At 68.1% G+C, this 21,282-nt stretch carries 22 protein-coding genes and 2 riboswitches; of the genes, 16 read left to right on the top strand and 6 right to left on the bottom strand.

The annotated features are described in order from the left end of the window. The first annotated feature begins 94 nt into the window (after positions 1-94). The 6 genes from DFO63_RS09785 (at position 95) to DFO63_RS09760 (ending at position 5,182) form a co-directional block, all read left to right on the top strand. A complete protein-coding gene (locus DFO63_RS09785; RefSeq protein ID WP_049443268.1) occupies positions 95-802 on the top strand; it encodes a response regulator transcription factor in 708 nt (235 codons plus the stop codon). 32 nt (positions 803-834) lie between these two features. Beyond that, entirely contained in the window at positions 835-2,133 is a 1,299-nt protein-coding gene (locus DFO63_RS09780) for an ATP-binding protein (RefSeq protein WP_119007005.1), read from the top strand. Between the two features lie 71 nt (positions 2,134-2,204). Then, positions 2,205-2,705, top strand: coding sequence for a MarR family transcriptional regulator (locus tag DFO63_RS09775; protein WP_119006823.1), 501 nt, complete (start codon positions 2,205-2,207; stop codon positions 2,703-2,705). Continuing rightward, the gene (locus DFO63_RS09770) at positions 2,702-3,442 is read left to right on the top strand and encodes a DNA alkylation repair protein (RefSeq protein WP_119006822.1); all 741 of its coding nucleotides are present in this window, start codon (positions 2,702-2,704) and stop codon (positions 3,440-3,442) included. The genes DFO63_RS09775 and DFO63_RS09770 overlap by 4 nt, the downstream gene beginning before the upstream one ends. A gap of 113 nt (positions 3,443-3,555) precedes the next feature. Further along, the gene (locus DFO63_RS09765; protein WP_049443322.1) at positions 3,556-3,813 is read left to right on the top strand and encodes a hypothetical protein; all 258 of its coding nucleotides are present in this window, start codon (positions 3,556-3,558) and stop codon (positions 3,811-3,813) included. Between the two features lie 295 nt (positions 3,814-4,108). Then, positions 4,109-5,182, top strand: coding sequence for a 3-deoxy-7-phosphoheptulonate synthase (locus DFO63_RS09760; RefSeq protein ID WP_101766156.1), 1,074 nt, complete (start codon positions 4,109-4,111; stop codon positions 5,180-5,182). 197 nt (positions 5,183-5,379) lie between these two features. Here DFO63_RS09760 and DFO63_RS09755 read toward each other — a convergent pair whose 3' ends face one another. Further along, a complete protein-coding gene (locus DFO63_RS09755) occupies positions 5,380-5,997 on the bottom strand; it encodes a trimeric intracellular cation channel family protein (protein WP_005411215.1) in 618 nt (205 codons plus the stop codon). Positions 5,998-6,081: 84 nt separating this feature from the next. Then, positions 6,082-6,185: riboswitch (glycine riboswitch) on the bottom strand. A gap of 13 nt (positions 6,186-6,198) precedes the next feature. After that, positions 6,199-6,288: riboswitch (glycine riboswitch) on the bottom strand. A gap of 40 nt (positions 6,289-6,328) precedes the next feature. Here DFO63_RS09755 and DFO63_RS09750 point away from each other — a divergent pair. The 3 genes from DFO63_RS09750 to DFO63_RS09740 all read left to right on the top strand — a co-directional run bounded on the left by DFO63_RS09750 (position 6,329) and on the right by DFO63_RS09740 (position 7,618). Further along, positions 6,329-6,604 carry a GIY-YIG nuclease family protein gene (locus DFO63_RS09750; protein ID WP_049443272.1) on the top strand — a complete coding sequence of 92 codons (276 nt, stop codon included), beginning with the start codon at positions 6,329-6,331 and terminating at the stop codon, positions 6,602-6,604. Between the two features lie 121 nt (positions 6,605-6,725). Further along, complete coding sequence (locus DFO63_RS09745) at positions 6,726-7,157, top strand: nuclear transport factor 2 family protein (RefSeq protein ID WP_075676067.1); 432 nt, start codon at positions 6,726-6,728, stop codon at positions 7,155-7,157. Positions 7,158-7,162: 5 nt separating this feature from the next. After that, positions 7,163-7,618 carry a hypothetical protein gene (locus DFO63_RS09740; protein ID WP_101766155.1) on the top strand — a complete coding sequence of 152 codons (456 nt, stop codon included), beginning with the start codon at positions 7,163-7,165 and terminating at the stop codon, positions 7,616-7,618. A 103-nt stretch (positions 7,619-7,721) separates the two neighbouring features. Here DFO63_RS09740 and DFO63_RS09735 read toward each other — a convergent pair whose 3' ends face one another. Continuing rightward, the gene (locus DFO63_RS09735) at positions 7,722-9,002 is read right to left on the bottom strand and encodes an NAD(P)/FAD-dependent oxidoreductase (RefSeq protein ID WP_119006821.1); all 1,281 of its coding nucleotides are present in this window, start codon (positions 9,000-9,002) and stop codon (positions 7,722-7,724) included. 123 nt (positions 9,003-9,125) lie between these two features. Between DFO63_RS09735 and DFO63_RS09730 the strand changes: the two genes are divergently transcribed. Together DFO63_RS09730 and DFO63_RS09725 are read left to right on the top strand one after the other, a co-directional pair. Further along, complete coding sequence (locus DFO63_RS09730; RefSeq protein WP_075676070.1) at positions 9,126-9,905, top strand: NYN domain-containing protein; 780 nt, start codon at positions 9,126-9,128, stop codon at positions 9,903-9,905. A gap of 143 nt (positions 9,906-10,048) precedes the next feature. Continuing rightward, positions 10,049-10,669 carry a glutathione S-transferase gene (locus DFO63_RS09725; RefSeq protein ID WP_014038651.1) on the top strand — a complete coding sequence of 207 codons (621 nt, stop codon included), beginning with the start codon at positions 10,049-10,051 and terminating at the stop codon, positions 10,667-10,669. A 97-nt stretch (positions 10,670-10,766) separates the two neighbouring features. Here DFO63_RS09725 and DFO63_RS09720 read toward each other — a convergent pair whose 3' ends face one another. Next, positions 10,767-12,944: a primosomal protein N' gene (locus DFO63_RS09720; RefSeq protein WP_101766151.1), complete on the bottom strand. Its 2,178-nt coding sequence runs from the start codon at positions 12,942-12,944 to the stop codon at positions 10,767-10,769. Positions 12,945-13,356: 412 nt separating this feature from the next. Here DFO63_RS09720 and DFO63_RS09715 point away from each other — a divergent pair, with 412 nt between their 5' ends. From DFO63_RS09715 to sppA, 4 genes are all read left to right on the top strand, one after another. Continuing rightward, complete coding sequence (locus DFO63_RS09715) at positions 13,357-14,361, top strand: hypothetical protein (RefSeq protein ID WP_049443276.1); 1,005 nt, start codon at positions 13,357-13,359, stop codon at positions 14,359-14,361. Beyond that, on the top strand, positions 14,354-14,935 hold the full coding sequence (locus tag DFO63_RS09710; protein ID WP_049443277.1) for a DUF3106 domain-containing protein: 582 nt from the start codon (positions 14,354-14,356) through the stop codon (positions 14,933-14,935). The genes DFO63_RS09715 and DFO63_RS09710 overlap by 8 nt, the downstream gene beginning before the upstream one ends. A gap of 206 nt (positions 14,936-15,141) precedes the next feature. After that, positions 15,142-16,506, top strand: a complete 1,365-nt coding sequence (locus DFO63_RS09705; RefSeq protein WP_119006820.1) for an MATE family efflux transporter — start codon at positions 15,142-15,144, stop codon at positions 16,504-16,506. 115 nt (positions 16,507-16,621) lie between these two features. Then, positions 16,622-18,544, top strand: a complete 1,923-nt coding sequence (gene sppA, locus DFO63_RS09700; RefSeq protein WP_119006819.1) for a signal peptide peptidase SppA — start codon at positions 16,622-16,624, stop codon at positions 18,542-18,544. Between the two features lie 98 nt (positions 18,545-18,642). On the opposite strand, the gene DFO63_RS09695 is transcribed toward sppA, so the two are convergent. Continuing rightward, entirely contained in the window at positions 18,643-18,855 is a 213-nt protein-coding gene (locus DFO63_RS09695) for a hypothetical protein (RefSeq protein ID WP_014038644.1), read from the bottom strand. Positions 18,856-18,967: 112 nt separating this feature from the next. Between DFO63_RS09695 and DFO63_RS09690 the strand changes: the two genes are divergently transcribed. Further along, positions 18,968-19,744, top strand: a complete 777-nt coding sequence (locus DFO63_RS09690; protein ID WP_014038643.1) for an SDR family oxidoreductase — start codon at positions 18,968-18,970, stop codon at positions 19,742-19,744. 92 nt (positions 19,745-19,836) lie between these two features. Here the strand turns inward: DFO63_RS09690 and DFO63_RS09685 are convergent, their stop codons facing one another. Further along, the gene (locus DFO63_RS09685) at positions 19,837-20,556 is read right to left on the bottom strand and encodes a hypothetical protein (RefSeq protein WP_049443325.1); all 720 of its coding nucleotides are present in this window, start codon (positions 20,554-20,556) and stop codon (positions 19,837-19,839) included. A gap of 34 nt (positions 20,557-20,590) precedes the next feature. Beyond that, entirely contained in the window at positions 20,591-21,280 is a 690-nt protein-coding gene (locus DFO63_RS09680; protein ID WP_049443278.1) for a hypothetical protein, read from the bottom strand. Positions 21,281-21,282: the final 2 nt, after the last annotated feature.

Here is a 21,282-nt window from a genome sequence, read left to right as displayed (position 1 = left end):
CAGTGATCATGGGCGCCCATTGGCGCGCAGCGGCGTATCGCGGGAATATCGCTGTTGATACCGTCCTGATACAGACCGGCCCGATACTGCCCGCATGACGACTCCCGCCCGTGTCATCGTTGTCGATGACGACGCCAGCATCCGCGATGCCATCGCCGATTGCCTGTTGCTGCATGGCTACCAGGTGCGGGTGGCCGCGGACGCGACGGCGCTCGACATGGTGCTGCAGAGCGAACGGCCCGACCTGATCATCCTTGACTGGATGATGCCCGGCGAGGACGGGCTTTCGGTCTGCCGCCGGCTGCAGGCACGCGCCATCCCGATCCTGATGCTGTCGGCGATGGGCAGCGCGCCGGATCGGGTGATCGGACTGGAGATGGGTGCGGACGACTACCTGGCCAAGCCGTTCGATCCGCGGGAGCTGCTGGCACGGGTACGCGCGCTGCTGCGCCGCCAGCACAAGCTGCGCGCGCAGGTGGCCAGCGAACTGCGCTTTGCCGGTTGGCGGCTGCTGCCTGATCAACGTCGCCTGTTCGCGCCGGACGGAAACGAACTGATGCTCAGCCGCGGTGAGTTCAGCCTGCTGCTGGCGCTGGCCGAACGTCCCGGGCGGGTGCTGGGGCGTGAGCAGCTGCTGCAGCTGAGCCGCGGTGAACCCACCGACAGCGTCGATCGTGCGGTCGACCTGGCGATCAGTCGGCTGCGACGCAAGCTGGGGCAGGCCTCACCCGGTGCTGAAGCCCTGGTGCAGACCTTGCGCGGTGAAGGCTACCGCTTCGACGCCGAGGTACAGGTGTTGTGAGCAGCCGGTGGCCGACCGCGCGCTGGATCGCGATGCTGGCCCTGGCCAGCCTGCTGCTGGCGACATTGGTCAGCGTGGCCGTGGTTGGCTGGATGCCCCGGCCCGCGCCTCCGCCGATGCGGTTGGACCAGGCCGTGCAGGTGCTGCGCGGCGAACAGGCCGCAGCGCCATTGGGCCTGCATCTGGCGACACAGGACGCACCACCACAGGGCAGCGCCAGCGACTGGCTCACCCAGTTGGCGGCGCTGCAGATGGGTTTGCCGGCGAAGGAGGTACGCCTGGTCTGGAGTGGGCAGGGCAAGGCGCCGGACGTGCAGGTCATCGAGGGGGGTACCGTGCTCGATGCCACGGCGCGGGCCGGTGTACTGAAGGCGCAGGCGGCGGTACTGACCGCCATGCAATGGCCGCCGTTTGAACTGGGCGTACGCCAGGCCGATGGCCGTTGGCAGGTGGTCGGCAGCGATCACAGCGATCTGGCGGCCTGGCGCCGCCAGGTGGTGCTTGCGCTGCTGGGTGGTGCGGTCCTGCTGGCGCCGCTGGCGGCGTGGGCATCGATCCGGCTGGGACGCCCGCTGCACCGCCTGGCCGAAGCCAGCGCACGGGTGGACCTGCAGGCCGCAGCGCCCTTGCCGGATGACGGCCCACGCGAGGTACAGATGCTGGCCGCTGCGATCAGCACCGGTCGCGATCGCCTGCATGCGCAGGCACAGGACATGACCCACATGCTGGCCGCAGTGGCGCATGATCTGCGCACGCCGTTGACCGGCCTGCGCCTACGCGCCGAGTTTGCGCCTGCGCCACAGGCGGCACGGATGGTGGCGGACATCGAACGCATGGATACGATGATCGAGCAGGTGCTCGACTACGCACGTGGTGAACTGCAGTCGTTGCAGATGCACTCGCTGGATCTGGCTGCGCTGCTGGAGGAGTGCGTGCAGGCGGCGCTGCTGCGCGGAGCCGGCATCTCCATCCAGGGGCCGGACACGCTGCGCTGGAACGGCGATGCGCTGCTGATCCGGCGCGCGGTCGACAATCTCATCGACAACGCCGAGCGCTACGCCGGGGCCGTGGAGCTGCAGCTCGCCATGGCCGGCCACAGGGTGCAGCTGGATGTGATGGACCGCGGCCCGGGCATCGCCGAGGCCGACCGTGCACGCCTGCTGCAACCGTTCCAGCGCAGCGAGAGCTCGCGCAGCCGCGCCACCGGTGGCGCCGGGTTGGGGTTGGCTGTGGCCGCCAATGTGGCCAGGCGGCACGCAGGCGAACTGCAGCTGCTGCACCGTGAGGGCGGCGGGCTGATCGCACGCCTGTTGCTGGGGACGTTCTCCTGAAAATCGGTGTAGTTCATGGATGACTTATTTTTATAATATGATTAGGCGGCTAATCATATTGGAGGGGTGCCATGATCGAAGCCAAGCACCATGCCCTGATGGATGAGGCGCAGCGACGCGGCCACGCCAACGTCGCGCAGCTGCGCCTGTGTTTCCAGCTGCTCTCGCTGGCCTCGTCGATCGATCGCGACTGCGCTGCCCGGCTTGCACCGCACGGGCTCAGCGAGGGCCGCTTCATCGTGCTGTTCCTGCTACACGGGGCGGGCGGCACGCTGCCGCCCCATGAACTGGCAGAGCGTGCCGGCGTGACCCGTGCCACCATCAGCGGCCTGCTCGACGGCATGCAACGCGAAGGCCTGCTGCAGCGTCGCAGCGATGCCGAGGATGGCCGCCGCCTGCAGATCGTGTTGACCGCAAAGGGGGCGCGCCTGGCCGAAGCGCTGTTCGAGCAGCACACACAGTGGATCGGCGGCCTGTTCAACGGCCTGGATGCGGATGAACAGCAACAGCTGTCACGGCTGCTGCACAAGGTCTGGCAGCACACGGACGCCGGGCGGGAATCCGCAGCATGAGCACGCCCATTCCAGCGGAACGGCGGCGCGCACTCAACAGCGGCAACGCCGCCGCTACCCATCTGGCCGAATGCCTGGCAGTGGATTTCGCCGAGCTGTTGCAAGGGGTAGCGCCTGCGCTTGAACCCGAAGCGCTGCACCGCATGCACGAAGCCTCAGGCAAGGGCATCACCCAGCGCATGGCCTTGGCCGCGCAGTTGCTGCGCGGGGCGGGGCAGGGCGCGCCTGCACTCTGGCAGCATCACAGCTCCGATACCGTGCGCGGCTGGGCCTGTTATCTGATCGGCAGCGATGCTCGCGCAACGTTGGCAGAGAAGCTGCAGCAGATGCGCACGCTGGCCGACGACCCACACTTCGGAGTGCGCGAATGGGCGTGGCTGGCGCTACGCACGGACATTGTTTCCGCGCCGGTGCAGGCGCTCGGGTACCTGCAACCGTGGACACAGGAAACATCGCCGTACCTGCGCCGCTTCGCCTGCGAAGCACTGCGCCCGCGTGGTGTCTGGGCCACGCACATCGCCCTGTTCAAGCAACATCCGGAACATGCAGTGGCGCTGCTGGAAGCACTGGCCGATGACCCGGAACGCTATGTGCAGGATTCCGTCGGCAACTGGCTCAATGATGCCGGAAAGACAAAGCCGCAGTGGCTGCGCGAAGTCTGCGCGCGCTGGCAGCGCGAGCACGACAGCACCGCCAACGCCTACATCCGCAAACGCGCGATGCGCTCGCTTCGGTAGTGCCGGCCGCTGGCCGGCAACCCCAGGCCATTCAAGCGAGCATGGCACATGCGCCTGTCACCCGGACGCGGTAAACAGTGCATTGCCCATGTCCATCCGCAGGGAAGTTGATCATGCAGAGCACGCTCCAGGTCACGCTGTTCGGCCCGCTTGGCGACAGCCCGGCATTGCAGTTGCCGGGGCTGGAAGGGCCGTCGGTCGCCATCCCGGAAGCGGCCCTGCGGCGGTTGGTCTCCGACCTCTACACCGCCCGTTCCCTGCTCAACCCCGAGCAGCTGGACGAGGCCAGGCAGGAGCTGGATCGCGTGCTGGAACGCTGGGCCGACATCCACGAAGGCCTGCTGCTGGACGTGGAAGTGCATGGCAAATGAGCGACTCTGCGTGGCTGCTGCCAGGTAGGCAGCGCTGGCGCGCACCTCGCTGAACCGGGTCCCCAGTTGCGGATGAAACATTTTGCACTGCGCAAAAGCTGTGCTATCAATACACCCCATGAACGCAGCCGCTACCCGCTTTTACTGGTATTACTTTCCGAAGCCACTGGCGGAGGAAGGACTGCGCTCACCCTGAAGAAAGCTTCAGACGCATTCCCGAAAGCCGCCAGCGAACCTGGCGGCTTTTTTCATGCCGCCACGCTGGGGACCCCCAACGTTCCGGAGATCTCCTGCAATGCCCCCGCACACCGACGACCTGCGTATCCGCACCATCGAACCGCTGACACCGCCCGCCCAGCTGCTGGCGATGCTGCCCTGTGACGATGAAGCCTCCGACACCGTCAGCGCCTCGCGCGCGGCCCTGCACCAGATCCTGCATGGCCGTGACGATCGCCTTGCGGTGGTGGTGGGCCCGTGCTCGATCCACGACCCGAAGGCCGCCATCGAATACGCCCAGCGCCTCAAGCCGCTGCGCGACGCGCTGGCCGGCGAACTGGAAATCGTCATGCGCGTGTACTTCGAGAAGCCGCGCACCACGGTGGGCTGGAAGGGCCTGATCAACGATCCGGACCTGGATGGCAGCTTCAGGATCGACAAGGGCCTGCGCATCGCCCGCGGCCTGCTGCGCGACATCAACAAGCTCGGCCTGCCAGCCGGTGTCGAGTTCCTTGACGTGATCTCGCCGCAGTACATCGCCGACCTGGTGGCGTGGGGCGCGATCGGTGCACGCACCACCGAAAGCCAGGTGCATCGCGAGCTGGCGTCGGGGCTGTCGTGCCCGGTCGGCTTCAAGAACGGCACCGATGGCAACGTGAAGATCGCCGCCGACGCGGTGGGTGCAGCGTCCAATCCGCACCACTTCCTGTCGGTCACCAAGCAGGGCGGTACCGCCATCGTATCGACCGCCGGCAATCCGGATTGCCATGTGATCCTGCGCGGCGGCAAGCAGCCGAACTACGACGCAGGCAGCGTCGCCGACGCCTGCCAGGTGCTGGCCAAGGCCAGGCTGCCGACGCGCCTGATGATCGACGCCAGCCATGCCAACAGCCTGAAGAATCCGGAAAACCAGCCGAAGGTGATCGAGGACATCGCCGTTCAGTTGGAAGACGGCGAACAGCGCATCGTTGGTGTGATGATCGAGAGCCATCTGGTTGGTGGCCGCCAGGAACTGGTGGAAGGCCAGCCGCTGGTCTACGGGCAGAGCATCACCGATGGCTGCATCGACTGGGACACCACCGTGACGGTGTTGCAGCGACTGGCTGCGGCCGTGCGCGCCCGTCGCGACGTGAAGGTGTCCGAAGCCGCTTGAGTGCGGCACGTGTGTGGATGGCGGCCAGCGCCTGCGGGGGTGCGGCCGCGATCAGGGCCGGCCGGAGTTGGAGACCGGCCCATCTGCACCGGCGATGCGCCTGGCGCTGCGCATGAGCGACAGCGCCAGGTACATCGCCGGGGTGGTGCAGTAGATCCGCGCCAAGCCTGGAACCCCATGCTCGGCGAACGCGAACCTCAATGCACTTCGTCGTGGTACACGAACTTCGGCATTTCCCAGCGGTAGTGGATCGCCAGCAGGCGCAGCGCGAAGCCGCCGCCCAGGCAGCACAGGATCGCAGTGGCATCGGCCACGCCCCAATGCAGCAGCAACAGATAGGCCGCGCCGGTCAGCAGCGCGATGATCGCGTACAGCTCCTTCTGGAAGATCAGCGGCACCTCGTTGCAGAGGATGTCGCGCAGCACGCCGCCGAACGCGCCGGTCAGCATGCCGGCGATCAGCACGATCGGCATCGCATGGCCGGCCTCGCGCGCGATCGAGCAGCCGATCAGGGTGAAGGCGATCAGGCCCAGGCCATCGAGCACCAGGAAGGTGCGGCGGAAGTGGTGCATCCAGCGTGCGACCCAGGTGGCGATCAGCGCCGCGCATACGGTGAAGCCCAGGTACTCGGGATGCTTCACCCAGCCCAGCGGGTAATGGCCGAGCAGGATGTCGCGCAGCGAGCCGCCGCCGAGGGCGGTGACGCAGGCGATCATGACCACGCCGAACAGGTCCATGCGGCGGCGGCCGGCGGACAGCGCGCCGGTCATGGCTTCGGCGGAAATGGCGATCAGGTAGATGATGGACAGCAGCATGGGGCAGGCTCCGGGCGCGGTAGGGCCGGCCATGCGCGTATACCGCCACTGCCTGCGCAATGACGGGATGACGATGACCGGTGCCGCTCCCGCTGTCCTTTTGCCTGAGAGTTCAGCGGCGTGGGCCGCGTGCCCCTTCGGCGGATCGTCCCGGGCGTGCCCGGTGACCTCTCTCCAGCTCGGCGAGTCGAATGCATGGTTGGTGGGATTCCAGCCCACCGGCCTGAGCGATCATGGGAGCCTGCGCCTTCGGCGGGCGCCAGCGCGGCGCCTCTCTCCTGCATTCGGGCGCCAGTATATCCGCTGCAGTGCAGCACGGCATAATCCGGGCATGGCCCCGTCCCTCCGCCCGTGGTTCCTGTACCTGCTCGAATGCCGCGATGGCAGCTATTACGCCGGCATCAGCACCGATGTGGAGGCGCGTTTCGCCGCCCACCAGGCCGGCAAGGGCGCGCGCTACACCCGGGCACGGCCACCGCTGCGCGTGCTGGCCGTGCGCGAGTACCCGGACCGGGCCGCCGCCTCACGCGCCGAGTGGCAACTCAAGCAGCAGCCGCGCGAACGCAAGCTGGCCTGGCTGCAGGCACCAGCCGAGACGCTTCTGTAGATCCACGCCCACGCTCGGCTCCGGCCTGCCGACATCGCCGGTCCCAGTAGAGCCACGCCATGCGTGGATGGGCTGCCCGGCCCATGCGATGATCGCCCCGCGCCCAGCCCTGGAGACCCGGATGTCCACGATCGCCCTGCTGTTCGCTCTCTCCGCATCAACAAGTCCCGCCGCAGACCCGGCCACCATCGCGGCCATCGAAGCTACCTGCCACGATTACGTCGACGGCCAGCTGGAGGCCGACCCGCAGCGCGTCGCCCGCTCCCTGCATCCGGATCTGGCCAAGCGCGCGGTCCTCGGCGATACACCCGATGAACGCCTGGGCCTGCGCCGGATGTCGAAGGAAGAGCTGGTCTCGCTGACGAAGCAGGGCGCGTTGAAGACGCCGAAGGATCAATGGGACCGCCGCTGCACGGTGCTGGACGTGACCGGCAACGCGGCCTCGGTGCGGCTGGAAACCCCGTGGTTCGTCGACTACTTCCACATGGGGCGCTTCGACCAGCGCTGGGTCATCGTCAACGCACTGTGGTATCCAAAACCAAAGGCGAAGTGAGCGCGATGCGCGCTGCTGGCAAGGCATTGATCTCCGTCGTCGTAGTGGTCGCCGGTATCGCGCTGCTGCCTGGCCTGCTGTACCTGCTCGGACTGGCGCTGGTGGAAGGCCGGCCGAAGCCGGCGGACCGCGCGCCCAGTGGTGTGGCTGCGTGCAGTAGTGAACCACGGGCGGGATACCAGCCGATGAACCCCTGGCGCTTCGCCGCGCAGTTCTTCGACAAGGACGTGATGCAGAAGAAGGTGCCGGAAGTGGAGCGGGAGGCCTTCTGGATTGCCCGACGCCATCTGTGGCGACAGCCTCGGCACGGCATGCTGCGCTGGCATCTGAGCAGCACCGCGTTGACGATCTGGATCACCCGGCATTGGAGTACCGCGCAGATTGCCGATACCGCAAGGAAGGAGGACTTCTGCCGCACCTGGTCGAAACGGCGGGTGCCAGGTGGCCCGATGAGGCAGTAGAGCCACGCCATGCGTGGCTGAGCTCGATGCGTCCTGCACAGACATTCATCCACGCATGGCGTGGATCTACTCCCAGGCAGAGAACCCGTGTCCGTCTTCGGCCCTAGCGCTTCGGCCGCCGGTCATCCTGGTCATCACCGAAGATGATGCGCGCGCTGCGCTGGTAACTCCAGTACGCGACCGCCCAGTTCAGCAGCACCACGATGCGGTTGCGGAAGCCGATCAGGAAGAACACGTGCGCGGCCAGCCAGAACCACCAGGCCAGGATGCCCGACAGCTGCAGCCGGCCCAGGTGCACGATCGCGGCCATGCGGCCGATGGTGGCCAGGTTGCCGTAGTCGGCGTACTTGAACGGCCCCGGTGCCGCCTTGGCATGCAGCCGCGCGCGGATCACCTCGGCCACGTACTTGCCCATCTGCTTGGCGGCAGGCGCCACGCCGGGCACCGGCTTGCCGTTGGCCTGGTTCAGTGCGGCCAGATCGCCGGCCACGAACAGCTCCGGGTGGTCGGGCAGGGTCAGGTCCGGTTGCACCTGCACGCGGCCGGCGCGGTCCAGCGGCACGTCCAGCGTGCGCGCCAGCGGCGAAGCAGCCACGCCGGCGGCCCACACCACGGTGCGTGCCGGCACGAACTGGTCACCGAGCTTGAAGCCCTGGCTGTCGATGTCGCTCACCGGGGTACCGGTCAGCACTTCCACGCCCAGCTTTTCAAGCTGCCGGCGCGCCTTCAGCGAAAGCACTTCCGGGAACGAGGACAGCACGCGCGGGCCGGCCTCGACCAGCCGCACCTTGGCGCTGGCCGGGTCGATGTGGCGGAATTCGTTGCGCAGCGTATGCCGCGCGATCTCGGCCAGGGTGCCGGCCAGTTCGACGCCGGTGGGACCGCCGCCGACCACCGCGAAGCTCAGCCATGCCGCCTTCTTCGCCGGGTCCGGTTCGGCCTCGGCGCGCTCGAATGCCAGCAGCAGCTTGCGGCGCAGCGCGATGGCATCGTCCAGCGTCTTCAGGCCGGGTGCATCATCGGCCCACTGGTCGTTGCCGAAGTAGGCGTGGGTGGCGCCGGTGGCCAACAGCAGGCTGTCGTAGTCCAGCGTGCTGCCATCGGCCATGCGGATCTGCCGGGCCTGCTTGTCGATGGCGACCACTTCGCCGAGGCGTACTTCCACGTTGCGCTGGTGGCCGAGGATGTGGCGCAGCGGCGCGGCGATATCCGGCGCGGACAGGCCGGCGGTGGCCACCTGGTACAGCAGCGGCTGGAACAGGTGATGGTTGCGGCGGTCGACCAGGGTGATGCGTATGCGCTCGCGGGCCAGGGCACGGGTGGCCCAGAGGCCGGCAAAACCGCCGCCGACAACAACCAGGTGGGGAACGCGCTCGCGACTCATCGACTCACTCCAGTGGGGGCATTGGGGGAAGCGCCTGGCATCTTCGCACGGCGGCTGCCTGTCACGTCAGCGCCCGCGTGGATCGGCGATACTCGGGTTCAGGCAACGGCCCCTGAGGAGCCCATGAGCGAACCGGAAAAGCGCATCGCCCTGTTGATCGACGCCGACAACGCGCCGGCCTCGAAGATCGACGAGGTCCTGGCCGAAGTCGCCCGCTACGGCGTGGCCAACGTGCGCCGTGCCTATGGCAACTGGAAGAGCCCGCGGTTGAAGGGCTGGGAAGCGGTGCTGCACGAATATGCGATCCGCCCGATCCAGCAGTTCGCCTACAGCAAGGGCAAGAATGCCTCCGACATGGCGATGGTGATCGATGCCATGGACCTGCTGTACGCGCGCAATCTTGATGGGTTCGCCATCGTGTCCAGCGATGCCGATTTCACCCCGATGGTGATGCGCCTGCTGACCGATGGCGTGAAGGTGTATGGCTTCGGCGAAAAGAAGACGCCCGAACCGTTCGTCAACGCGTGCTCGAAGTTCACCTACCTGGAAGCGCTGGGCCAGACCCATGCCAGCGTGCCGGATGCCGAGCAGGCATCGAGCGAGCAGGCGTCGAGCGAGCCCGTCGCCAATGATGATGCACGCCCGCGCAAGAGCGGGGCGGAGATGCGCAGCGATACGCGGCTAGTGAAGATGCTGCGCCGCGCGGTGTCCTCGGCCGAGGGCGAGGATGGCTGGTCGCACCTGGGGCCGGTCGGCAGCCAGATCGGCAACCAGGCCTCGTTCGATCCGCGCAACTACGGCTACGGCAAGCTCAGTGATCTGCTGGCAGCAATCGGGCTGTTCGAGCTGAAGAAGGACGGCAAGTCGTCCTACGTGCGCGCGCTGCCAAAAAAGAACAGGTAGTGCCGGCCGCTGGCCGAAAAGGAACCGGTAGTGCCGGCCGCTGGCCGGCAAGCCCCAGATGCCTGATCCCGCATCCGGCACGCACATCTCCACTCCGATCAGGCGTATCGTTGCCGCTCGCATTGCCCGCAAGGAAAACCCGCATGTTGAAGATCTGGGGCCGCCGCAATTCCAGCAACGTCCGCAAGGTACTGTGGTGCGCCGAAGAGATCGGCCTGCCGTATGAGTCCATCGAAGTCGGTGGCAGCCACGGCGGCACGCAGACGCCGGAGTACCAGGCGATGAATCCCAACAGCCTGGTGCCGGTGATCGAAGACCACGGCCTGCCGCTGTGGGAATCGAATGCCATCGTGCGCTACCTCAGTGCGCGCTACGCGCTGGGTACCCTGTACGCCGAAGATCCGATGGAACGCGCCCAGGCCGAGAAGTGGATGGACTGGAGCACGTCGCGGATGGCGCCGCTGTACAGCGACCTGGTCTGGGGCATCATGCGCACCGCGCCGGCCGACCGCGACGAAGCGCGCATCAGCGCCGCCATCGTCCGCGCCGGTGACTACCTGGCAATGGCCGATGCCACCCTGGCGAAACAGCCATGGCTGTCGGGCGAGAAATTCGCGATGGGTGACATTCCACTGGGCTCGCTGATCTACGCCTGGTTCGAACTGCCGATCCAGCGCCCGGAGCTGCCGCATCTGGCTGACTGGTATGCGCGGCTGCGGGAGCGGCCGGCCTACCAGCGCGGCGTGATGTCGCCGCTGACGTAAGCGGTGGCGTTCGGGGTCAGAGCCCTTTTCTGCGAAAAGGGATCCGACCCCCTGGCCATCGGGGTCGGATCCCACCCAGCGGGTGGGCTCCGACCCCTCAATACAGATCCGTCGGATCCACATCCAGCGACCAGCGCACCTTGCGTGCTTCCGGCAGTGCATACAGCTGCGGCACCAACTGCGAAAGCACACCATGCAGCGGCGGCCGCTGCATGGCCGACAGCAGCAGCTGCGTGCGCTGGTAGCCAGCACGCCGTGGCATCGGTGCCGGCATCGGGCCGTAGGCTTCGACCACGTTCTGCTCGCCCAGCAACTGCCGAGCGGCCAGCAGGAACGCGTTGGCATGCTCCACCTGCTGCGCTTCGGCGCGCATCAGCGCCAGATGCGCGAACGGCGGGAATCCGGCCGCCTGGCGCTGGTTCAACTCGGCCTGCGCGAACGGCTGGTAGCCACCGCTCACCAGGGTTTCCAGCAGCGGGTGCCCGGGGTGATGAGTCTGCAGCCAGACCTCGCCGGGGTCACGTGCACGTCCGGCGCGACCGGCCACCTGGATCAGCTGCTGGGCCAGTTTCTCGCTGGCGCGGAAGTCGGCGGAGAACAGACCTTCGTCGATGCCGACCACCACCACCAGCGTCAGCTTGGGCAGGTCGTGGCCCTTGGCCAGGATCTGCGTGCCGACCAGGATGCCGGGCTGGTCGCCCAGTTTCGCCAGCTGCTGTTCCAGCGCGTCGCGCCGTGAGGTGGTGCCGCGGTCGATGCGTACCACGGGGAAGTCGGCGAAGGCGGCGGTGAGGTGTTCTTCCAGGCGTTCGGTGCCGATGCCCTGCGGCTGCAGCGCCAGGCTGCCGCAGGCCGGGCACGCGAGCGGCGCCGGTTGCCGCGCACCGCAGTGGTGGCACTGCAGGCGACGACCGCCACCATGCACCGTCATCGGCGCATCGCAGCGCTGGCATGGCGCGGTCCAGCCGCAGTCGTGGCAAAGCAGCACCGGCGCATAGCCGCGGCGGTTCTTGAAGACCAGTACCTGCTGGCCGCGCTGCAGGTGCTCGCCGATGCCGGCCAGCACATCGGCGGAGAGGCCGTCATGCAGCGGGCGCTTGCGTACGTCCAGGATGCGCACGCGCGGTGGCCGCGCATCGCCGGCGCGCTGTTTCAGGCGCAGGTGGGTGTAACGCCCGGCGTAGGCGTTGTGCAGGGTTTCCAGCGAGGGCGTGGCACTGCCCAGCAGAACCGGAATGCCCAGCGACTTGGCCCGGACCAGGGCGAAATCGCGCGCGTGGTAACGGATGCCGTCCTGCTGCTTGTAGCTGCCGTCGTGTTCCTCGTCGACGATCAGCAGGCCGGCCTGGGGCAGCGGCGTGAACACTGCCGAGCGGGTGCCGACGATGACGCGTGCTTCGCCGCGTGAGGCCGCTGCCCAGACGCGCGCGCGCTCGTTGTCGTTCAACCCCGAATGCAGCGCATGCACGGCGATGCCGAGGCGGCCGCGGAAGCGTGCCAGGGTCTGCGGGGTCAGGCCGATTTCCGGCACCAGCACCAGCGCCTGCTTGCCCTGTGCCAGGCAATGGATGATCGCCTGCAGATAGACCTCGGTCTTGCCGCTGCCGGTCACGCCATCCAGCAGGAACGGCTGGAAGCCGTCGGCGGCGTTGATCGCCGCCACGGCCTCGGCCTGGTCCGGGTTGAGCGTGGGGCCGGGCAGTGGCTGCGCGTGTTGGGGGGCCACGCTCAGCGCAACGCGCTCGGCCAGCCCGCGCTTGGCCAGGCTGCGTGCGGCGGTGCGCCAGTCCTCCATGCGTTCGCCCAGCACGTCCTCATCCACGATGGCTTCGGCCAGCAGTTCGGCCAGTTGCCGTGGGCGGCTGCCGGCGCGCAGCCTGTCGCGCTGATCGCGGCCTTCCGGGGTCAGCTGCCAGCCCCAGTGGTGGGTGTCCGGCAGGGGCTCGCCATGGCGCAGCGGGCCGGGAAGGGCGGTGCTCAGCACCTCGCCCAGGGGGGCGTGGGTGTAGCGCGCCAGCCATTGCAGGCTCTGCCACAGCTCACCCTGCAGCAGCGGCTGCGGGTCGCACCAGGCCAGGGCCTGGCGCAGTCCCTGGCCGTCGTCGATCTGGCCGTGACCGACCACCACACCGACCAGCTCCCGGTTGCCGAATGGCACCTTCAGGCGGCAGCCGACCGCGACCGCCGGGCCATCACCCTCAGGCGACAGGTAGTCGAACAGGCGGGGCAGGGGGACGGGCAGGGCGACCTGCAGGGTCGGAATCGGTGAAAGCATCGGGCCAGTGTAACGGGCCATGCGCGCGCGAATGGCAGAAGAGGGAGCGGCCGGGCGGCGCCCGTTGAATCATAAATGTCACCTAAATATCGGTGTCCATTGGAGATTCAGTCTTATCCACATGTTCTGTGGATAACGTTGTGCGTTAACGGTCAGCGGAAACGCAGAAGGCCGATGGCGACGGCCTCACGCTTGGGTTGGTCAAAAAATCGCCACATAGTAGAAACATTCAAAATCAACAACTTAAGTGTGAAACAATGCTGAAACAGAGTGAATTCAGCTGGATGCCCCAGTTTTCCGCTGCGGGGGCGTGGTGCTGTGCACAACCTGCAGCACGAAGTGCCTGTGGGCGCAAGTCCTACGGGCGTCGATGGCCTGCCGCTATCATGCCGGCAGACCTTTGGAGTGACCGATGACGGCTGTGCCCGCCCCTGTTTCCTCGACCGCGGCCGGCGCGCTGTCGGCGTTCCTGCGTGGCGTCGAGCGCCGTGCCCTGGTGGTCGCTGAACTGCAGTGCGGCGATGCCGCGCGCGCCGAGCAGACCCTGGTGGCGGTGATGCGCGCCTTTGCCGCCGTCGCCAGCGATCTGCCGATGGCGCAGTGGCCGACCCGCTTCTGGACCCTGCTGGGCCAGCGCCAGGCGTTGCGCGAGCCGGCGGGCGGGCAGTGGGGGCCGCCGTTGGCCGCGCTGGGCGCGATGCCACCGCTGCCGCGCCTGGCATTGCTGCTGCGGGTGGGCGGCAGCCTGGATGAGGGCATCGCCATGCGCGTGCTCGACCAGGACGAGGCCGGCTACCAGCACCTGCTGGCCGACGCCTGCCCGCGTGATGCCCACGGCCAGCCGGATGCCTCGGCCTGGCGCCAGCTGGCCGAACAGGTGCAGGCGCGCATCCGTGAGCTGCCGGCCGCGCGCCTGCAGCAGCTGCAGCAACCCGCCGCACCGGCCGCCCACAACGAAGCCCCGACCTCGAGCTGGCGCGCACCGCAGCGCGATGAGCGTGCGGCCGCCCATGGCAAGCGCCGTCGCACGAACGCCAAGCCGCGCTGGCGCGGTCCGCTGATCCTGCTGGTGACCGTGGCGGTGCTGTTGGCCGCAGCGCTGGGCTGGCGCTACTGGCAGGGGCATTCCTTCGGCAGTGATGCACCGCTGCCGGAGGGTGTGGTGGGCGAAGCCGGTCCGGTGACGGTGGAAGCCCTGCCACCAAGCAAGGTCAACGCCACCCCGGATGCGACCACGGCCCAGGCCACGGACGACGCCACGATGCTGGCCGACCGCGACTACCCGCTGGTGGCCGATGCCGACCTGTACGCGTGGACTGCCGCGGGCGGTCCGCTGCCGGTAGACGAATCGCAATCCAAGCCGAGCCGGCCGGAGCCGGCCAGCGCCACGCTGGAAACCGCTGCTGCCGATGAATAAGTCCTGGTTCGCCAGCCTGTTGCTGGCCCTGCCGTTGTCGCTGTCTGCGGCACCGCAATCGTTGAACGTGCCGTTGCCGCCACCGTCGTCGCCGGCCACGCCGGTGGCTTCGCCGGCATCGACGACGGCAGCACCCGCTGCCTTCGCCCAGCTCGATGCGCAGCAACAGCGCCAACGCCGCGCCGACTACGCCGCGTGGCGCGCGTTGCCTGAAGGAGAGCGCGAGCGTATCCGCCAGGCGGCTGCGCGATTCAATGCGCTGCCTGCGGACCAGCAGCAGCGCCTGCGCCAACAGTTCCGCGACCAGGACCAGGCGTTCCGCGACGGGTGGCGGCTGGGCCCGCAACTGGGCCTGGAATTCCCCAAGCTGCATGGCTTGTTCGGCTTCGTGCCCCCGGAACAGCGCGAGACCGCGCTGGCCGTACTGCGCCAGCTCAGCCCGGCGCAGCTGGCCCAGCTGACCCTGGTCGCGCAGCGCACGCCACCGCAGGAACGCGACACCGTGCGCAGCGCCTTCCTCGCCGTGCCCGCCGCCGAGCGCGACAGCTGGCTCAAGCGCCAGGCCGGCCAGTAAAAAAGGGGACGGAGGGGATTAAGTCGTTTCAGGCCCGCTAGTGCCGGATGCGACTTAATCCCCTCCGTCCCCTTTTTGTGTGGGGCGGCTGAAACCCAGCATTCACGCCATGTCATGGGAATGCACGCGCCGCCCGCGTAAGATGGGCGCCCGCAACCCGGTGCCTGTGCCCTTCGCGCGCAACCGCAGTTCGCGTCAAGCACCTTATGTCTACTGCAACCTCCACGCCGCGCTTCAGCAAGGAAGTCGGCGCCACCGGTCTGCTCGCCCTGCCGCTCGTGCTGGGTCATGTGTCCACCGGTCTGATCTCCTTCGTCGACAACGTGATTGCCGGCCACCACGCCACGGCCACGCTGGCCGCCGTCACCATCGGTACGGCGCTGCTGTGGCTGCCGATGCTGATTCCGATCGGCACCCTGATCTCGCTCACCGCCTCGGTGTCGCAGCTGCATGGCGCCGGCCGCGAGCGCGAGATCGGCCCGCTGTTCCGCCAGGCACTGTGGCTGGCGCTGGGGCTGGGGCTGATCATGTTCACCTTCCTCACCGTGGTGCCACCGCTGCTGCCGGCATTCGGCATTGCGCCGGACATCGTGCCGGGGGCCACCGCGTTCCTGCATGCGGTGCGCTGGGGCGGACCTGCGCTGACCCTGTATTTCTGCATGCGCTATCTCAGCGAGGGCATGCACTGGACGCTGCCGACCATGCTGCTCGGCTTCGGTGGCCTGCTGGTGCTGGCACCGATGGGCTATGTGCTGGCCAACGGCAAGCTCGGCTTCCCGGAAATGGGCGCCGAAGGCCTGGGCATCGCCTCGGCGGTGATGATGTGGCTGCAGGCGATCGCCTTCGCCACCTACCTGTGGTTCACCAAGCGCTTCGCCCGCCTGCAGCTGTTCTCGCACTTCGAAGGACCGCGCTGGAAGGCGATCTGGGAGCTGCTGCGCACCGGCCTGCCGATCGGCATCACCGTGCTGATGGAAGGCGGCCTGTTCATCGTCACCGCGCTGCTGATCGGCCGCCTCGGTGCCAATGAAGCGGCCGCGCACCAGATCGCGATCAATGTCGCCCAGCTGTGCTTCATGATCCCGATGGGCGTGGCCGAGGCCACCACCGTGCGCGTCGGCCATGCGGTCGGCCGTGGTGACGGCTTCGGCGTGCGGCGCGCGGCCTGGGCCGGTTACGCGATCATCATGGGCACGCAGACGTTGTCGGCGGCGGTGCTGCTGTTCGGCCACGATGCCATCGTCGGTGTATACACCAACGACCTGGCGGTGGCCGGGCTGGCCTCGACCCTGCTGCTGTACGCGGCCACCTTCCAGTTCCCGGACGGCATCCAGGTGCTGTCGGCCGGCGCGCTGCGCGGGCTGAAGGACACCCGCGTGCCGATGTTCATCGCCATGTTCGCGTACTGGGGCCTGGGCATGCCGCTCGGCGCCGGCCTCGGCCTGGGGCTGGGCATGGGCCCGCAGGGCATGTGGATCGGCCTGATCGTCGGCCTGACCGCCGCTGCCATCCTGATGGGCTGGCGCCTGCGCCGCAGCAGCCTGCGCATCGGCCAGTCGATGTTGTCCTGATCGTCCCGCCCGCCCTGCCGACCCATGGCGGGCGATCCCCTGACTTGTGTCCGATGCCGCATCACGCGGCACCGGCTATGCTGGTACCACGGCAAGAAGCCATCCGGAGCGTTCCATGAATCAACCCGTGCCCCCGCTGCCCCCGGCGCGTCGCAATCCCGTCGCCAGCTTCTTCATCGGGCTGTGGGACGTCATGAACTTCACCCGCCGGTTGATCCTCAACCTGGTGTTCTTCGGCCTGCTGTTCCTGCTGCTGGTGATGTTCGTCATCGCCGCCGGCATGGGCGCCGGTGCCAGCAAGTCGCTGCAGGACCGCACGACGCTCGTGATCGCGCCGGAAGGCCGCCTGGTCGAGCAGTTCAGTGCCGATCCGGTCAGCCGCGCGCTGGCCAAGGCAGTGGGTGACAACGGTGCCGAAGAGATCCAGCTGCGCGACCTGCTGCGGGTGATCGAGTCGGCCAAGGAAGACAAGAAGATCGAACGCGTGGTGCTGGAGCTGGACAAGCTGCAGCCGTCCGGCTTCGCCTCGCTGCGTGAAGTGGCCGCCGCGCTGCAGGACCTGCGCGCCTCCGGCAAGCAGCTGGTGGCCTACAGCGAGAGCATGGGCCAGTCGCAGTACCTGCTGGCCGCGCAGGCCGACGAGGTCTACCTGGACCCGATGGGTTCGGTCGTGCTCGAAGGCCTGGGCCGCTACCGCCAGTACTTCCGCACCGGCCTGCAGGACAAGCTGGGCGTGGACGTGCACCTGTTCAAGGTGGGCGAGTACAAGTCCGCGGCCGAGCCGTACGTGCTCGATGCTGCGTCGCCGGCCTCCAAGGAAGCCGACCTGTTCTGGATGAATGATGTGTGGCAGCGCTATCTGGGCGACATCGCCAAGGCCCGCCGCCTGGATCCGGCGCAGCTGGCCGCCGGCATCGACACGCTGCCGGAAGGCATCGCTGCCGCCGGTGGCGACCTGGCCAAGTTCGCCCTGCAGCAGAAGCTGGTGACCGCGCTGAAGACCCGCGAGGAATTCGAGGATCTGATGATCGAGCGCGGCGTGGCCGACGAGGATGCCGATGGCGGTTTCCGCAACGTCGACTTCGGCCGCTACCTGGCCCTGCTCGACGCGCGCCGCAACCCGGTGGACTCGCGTCCGCAGGTGGCCGTGGTGGTGGCCGCCGGCGAAATCAGTGGCGGTGACCTGCCGGCCGGTCGCATCGGTGGCGAGTCGACCTCGGCGCTGCTGCGCGCCGCGCGCGACGACGACAACGTGAAGTCGGTGGTGCTGCGCGTGGATTCGCCGGGCGGTGAAGTGTTCGCCTCCGAGCAGATCCGCCGCGAAGTGGTGGCGCTGCAGGCCGCCGGCAAGCCGGTGGTGGTGTCGATGGGTGACCTGGCCGCCTCCGGTGGCTACTGGATCAGCATGAATGCCGATCGCATCTATGCCGATCCGTCGACCATCACCGGTTCGATCGGCATCTTCGGCATGGTGCCGAACTTCAGCCGCGCGCTGGACAAGATCGGCGTGCACACCGACGGCGTCGGCACCACCCGTTTTGCCGGTGCCTTCGACGTCACCCGCCCGATGGACCCGGCCGTGGGCCAGGTCATCCAGACGGTGATCAACAAGGGCTACGCCGACTTCACCGGTCACGTCGCCGACGCCCGCAAGAAGCCGGTCGAGGCCGTGGACGAGGTGGCCCGCGGCCGCGTGTGGAGCGGTGCACAGGCCAAGGAACGCGGCCTGGTCGATGCCTTCGGTGGCCTGAAGGATGCGGTGGCCGATGCGGCCAGCCGCGCCAAGCTGGGCAAGGCCGATGCCTATCGCGTGCGCTACATCGAGAAGGCAGCCACGCCGTTCGCGCAGTTCGTCAGCGGTTTCGCCGGCAGTCGCGCCGGTGCCTGGATGCTGTCCGATTCGGGCATGGCGCGGATGATGCTGGCGCGCACGATGCCGGAAGTGGATACGCAGCTGCGCTTCGTCGAGAACGCGGCCCGCGAGAAGGGCAATGGCGCACCGGTGAAGGCGCTGGCGTACTGCTTCTGCGGGTTCTGACCGGCAACGGTATCGAATGAAAACGCCCGGCTCAGGCCGGGCGTTTTCGTTCATGGGGCCGGATCCCTTTGCAGCGCAAAGGGCTCTGACCCCACCGGTCATTGCGTCGCGTCGGCCTCGGCCTTGCGCTCACGCGCGGCGGCATCATCGACGGTTTTCTGCACGTCCTTGGCGCGGTCCAGCGGTTCGTTGATCGCACGCGACATCGCTCGTGGCACCGGTGGCTTCTCCGGGTTCGGCGTCGGCGGACGCTGGCAGGCCGCCAGCAGCAGGCTGGCCAGCAGCGACGTGGACAGGATCAGGATGCGCATGGCAGCTCTCCGCGGTGGGCGTATGGGCAAGTGTCGCATCCCCGGCCGAGCGCCGCCGTGAGCGCGTATCCTTGCGGCATTGAAATGCAGTGGGCACGGCCCCGGAGGACACATGACCCAGCAACGGTGGCGCCTGGACGGCCAGACGGCCCTGATCACCGGCGCCAGCGCCGGCATCGGCCTGGCCATCGCGCATGAACTGGCGGGGCTCGGCGCCGATCTGATGATCGTCGGCCGCGATATCGACATGCTGGAGACCGCGCGCGACGAACTGCTGGATGTGTATCCGCAGCACCAGGTGCATGCGCTGGCCGCCGACGTCTCCGATGACGAGGACCGCCGCCAGATCCTGGACTGGGTGGAAGACCACAGTGATGGCCTGCACATCCTGGTCAACAATGCCGGTGGCAACGTCACCAAGGCGGCCACGGAGTATTCCGAGGACGAGTGGCGCAAGATCTTCGAGACCAACCTGTTCTCGGCCTTCGAGCTGTCGCGCTACGCGCATCCGCTGCTGGCCCGGCACGCGTCGTCGTCGATCGTCAATGTCGGCAGCGTGTCCGGGCTGACCCACGTACGCAGTGGTGTGGTCTACGGCATGACCAAGGCCGCGATGCACCAGATGACCCGCAACCTGGCCGTCGAGTGGGCCGAGGATGGCATCCGGGTCAACGCGGTGGCGCCCTGGTACATCCGCACGCGGCGCACGTCCGGTCCATTGTCGGACCCGGACTACTACGAAGAAGTGATCAACCGCACGCCGATGCGCCGCATCGGCGAGCCGGAGGAAGTGGCCGCGGCCGTGGGCTTCCTGTGCCTGCCGGCGGCCAGCTATGTCACCGGCGAATGCATCGCAGTGGATGGCGGTTTCCTGCGTTACGGCTTCTGATCATGCGGTGGTAGTGCCGGCCGCTGGCCGGCAACCACAGGATCTTCAGATGATTGCAGTTGCCGGCCAGCGGCCGGCACTACCGGTGGCTGTCACCCCGGTACCGGGCAGTTGCTGGCCTCCAGCACGCCCTGCAGCCGTTCGCGTTCCCCACGGGCGTTGTCGCGGTTTTCCGGCGAGGCGAACCGTTCACGGCCGCGCGCGTCGCGGAAGCGTTGCTGCCAGCTGCTGCAGCGCTGCGCCTCCGGCAGTTCCTCGCAGCGGTCGCGCACCACTTCGCAGCCGGCGGCGTTGACCGGGGTGGCGCCGCCCAGACCCTGCACGGTCATCAGTTCGCAGCGGCCGGGAGCAGCTTCGTATTCGTGCAGATAGCCCCCGCCCTGGCTGTCGGTGCACTGGAAGATCGGTGGCAGCGGCGGTTTCGGCGGCGCATTGCTGTCCGGCGCGGCATCGGCCTGGCGTGGCAGCGATGCACTGTCGAGTATCAGATCGCCGCCTTCGCGTTCGACCATGCCGGCTTCCATGATCGTGCGTCCTTCGCCGGGGCGGCGGGGGCTGGGCGCCGAAGCGGGCGATGTACCCGCCGTCGCCGGTTCGGGTGGCGGCGGCACCGGGGCTGGTGTGGCCGGCGCAGGTGGCGCACTGGTGGCCGCCGGAATCCGCACCACCTGCTGCTTGCTGCCGGCAGGGCAGGGCGTACGTTGCAGGGTGGGCACATCGCTGCTGCTGGAAGTACAGCGGTAGATCACCCCGTCGTCGGCCACTGCGTTGCCGGCGAACAGGCCCATGGCCAGCCAGATCAGGTTCTTCATGTGCACAGCGTACATGCCACGGCAGGCGCTGCGCTCAGCGTTCGCAGTCCCGCGACAGTCGTGCGTCGATGCCACGCTGTTCGTTGCTGATGGCAGTGCGCTCGCTCTGCAGCGCACTGTTGTAGCGACGATCGAGTTCCCAGCGGCGGTCACGCAGGCGCGCACAGACTTCCTGCGGCGGCAGGGCATGACAGCTGTCGCGGACCAGCACGCTGCCGGCCGGGACCTGCACACCGACACCCACCGCGGGCGGCCGGTAGCCGGTTCCTTCACCGATGGGGGTGCCGACCGGCGTGCCGAAGGCCGGGCGTGGGCCGGGATGGACCGGGCCGTGGTGCCCGTGCGGAAGCCAGACGCTGGTCCACAACGGTACCCAGCGCGGATTGCCCTCGTTGTTGTCGCTGGTGTAGCGACGACCGTCGTCGCTCACGCACTCGTACAACGGCTGCGGCGGCTGGATGTAGACGTGACGGACCTCGCGATCACGCATCACCGGCGCCTCATCCGGCGGCGCGGCTGTCGCGTCGCTGCGCACCACCCGTGGTGCCGGGTCGCGCGGGCGCTGCAGGTCACGCACTTCCTGCCGACCACTGCTGCATGGCTTGTCCTGCAGGGCCACGGCGCCGTTGCTGGCGACACAGCGGTACACGCGCACGTCCTCGGCGGCCGGTGCGGTCCATGGCAGCAACAGGCACAGGCCCAGGGCGGTGCGCAGCAGGTTCATGG

Origin of the sequence: Stenotrophomonas sp. AG209 (genome assembly GCF_003550055.1) — a bacterium.
In the GTDB taxonomy this organism is placed as follows: Bacteria; Pseudomonadota; Gammaproteobacteria; order Xanthomonadales; family Xanthomonadaceae; genus Stenotrophomonas.
Note: the sequence above shows the minus strand (reverse complement) of the source record. Positions and strands in the feature narration are given on the sequence as shown.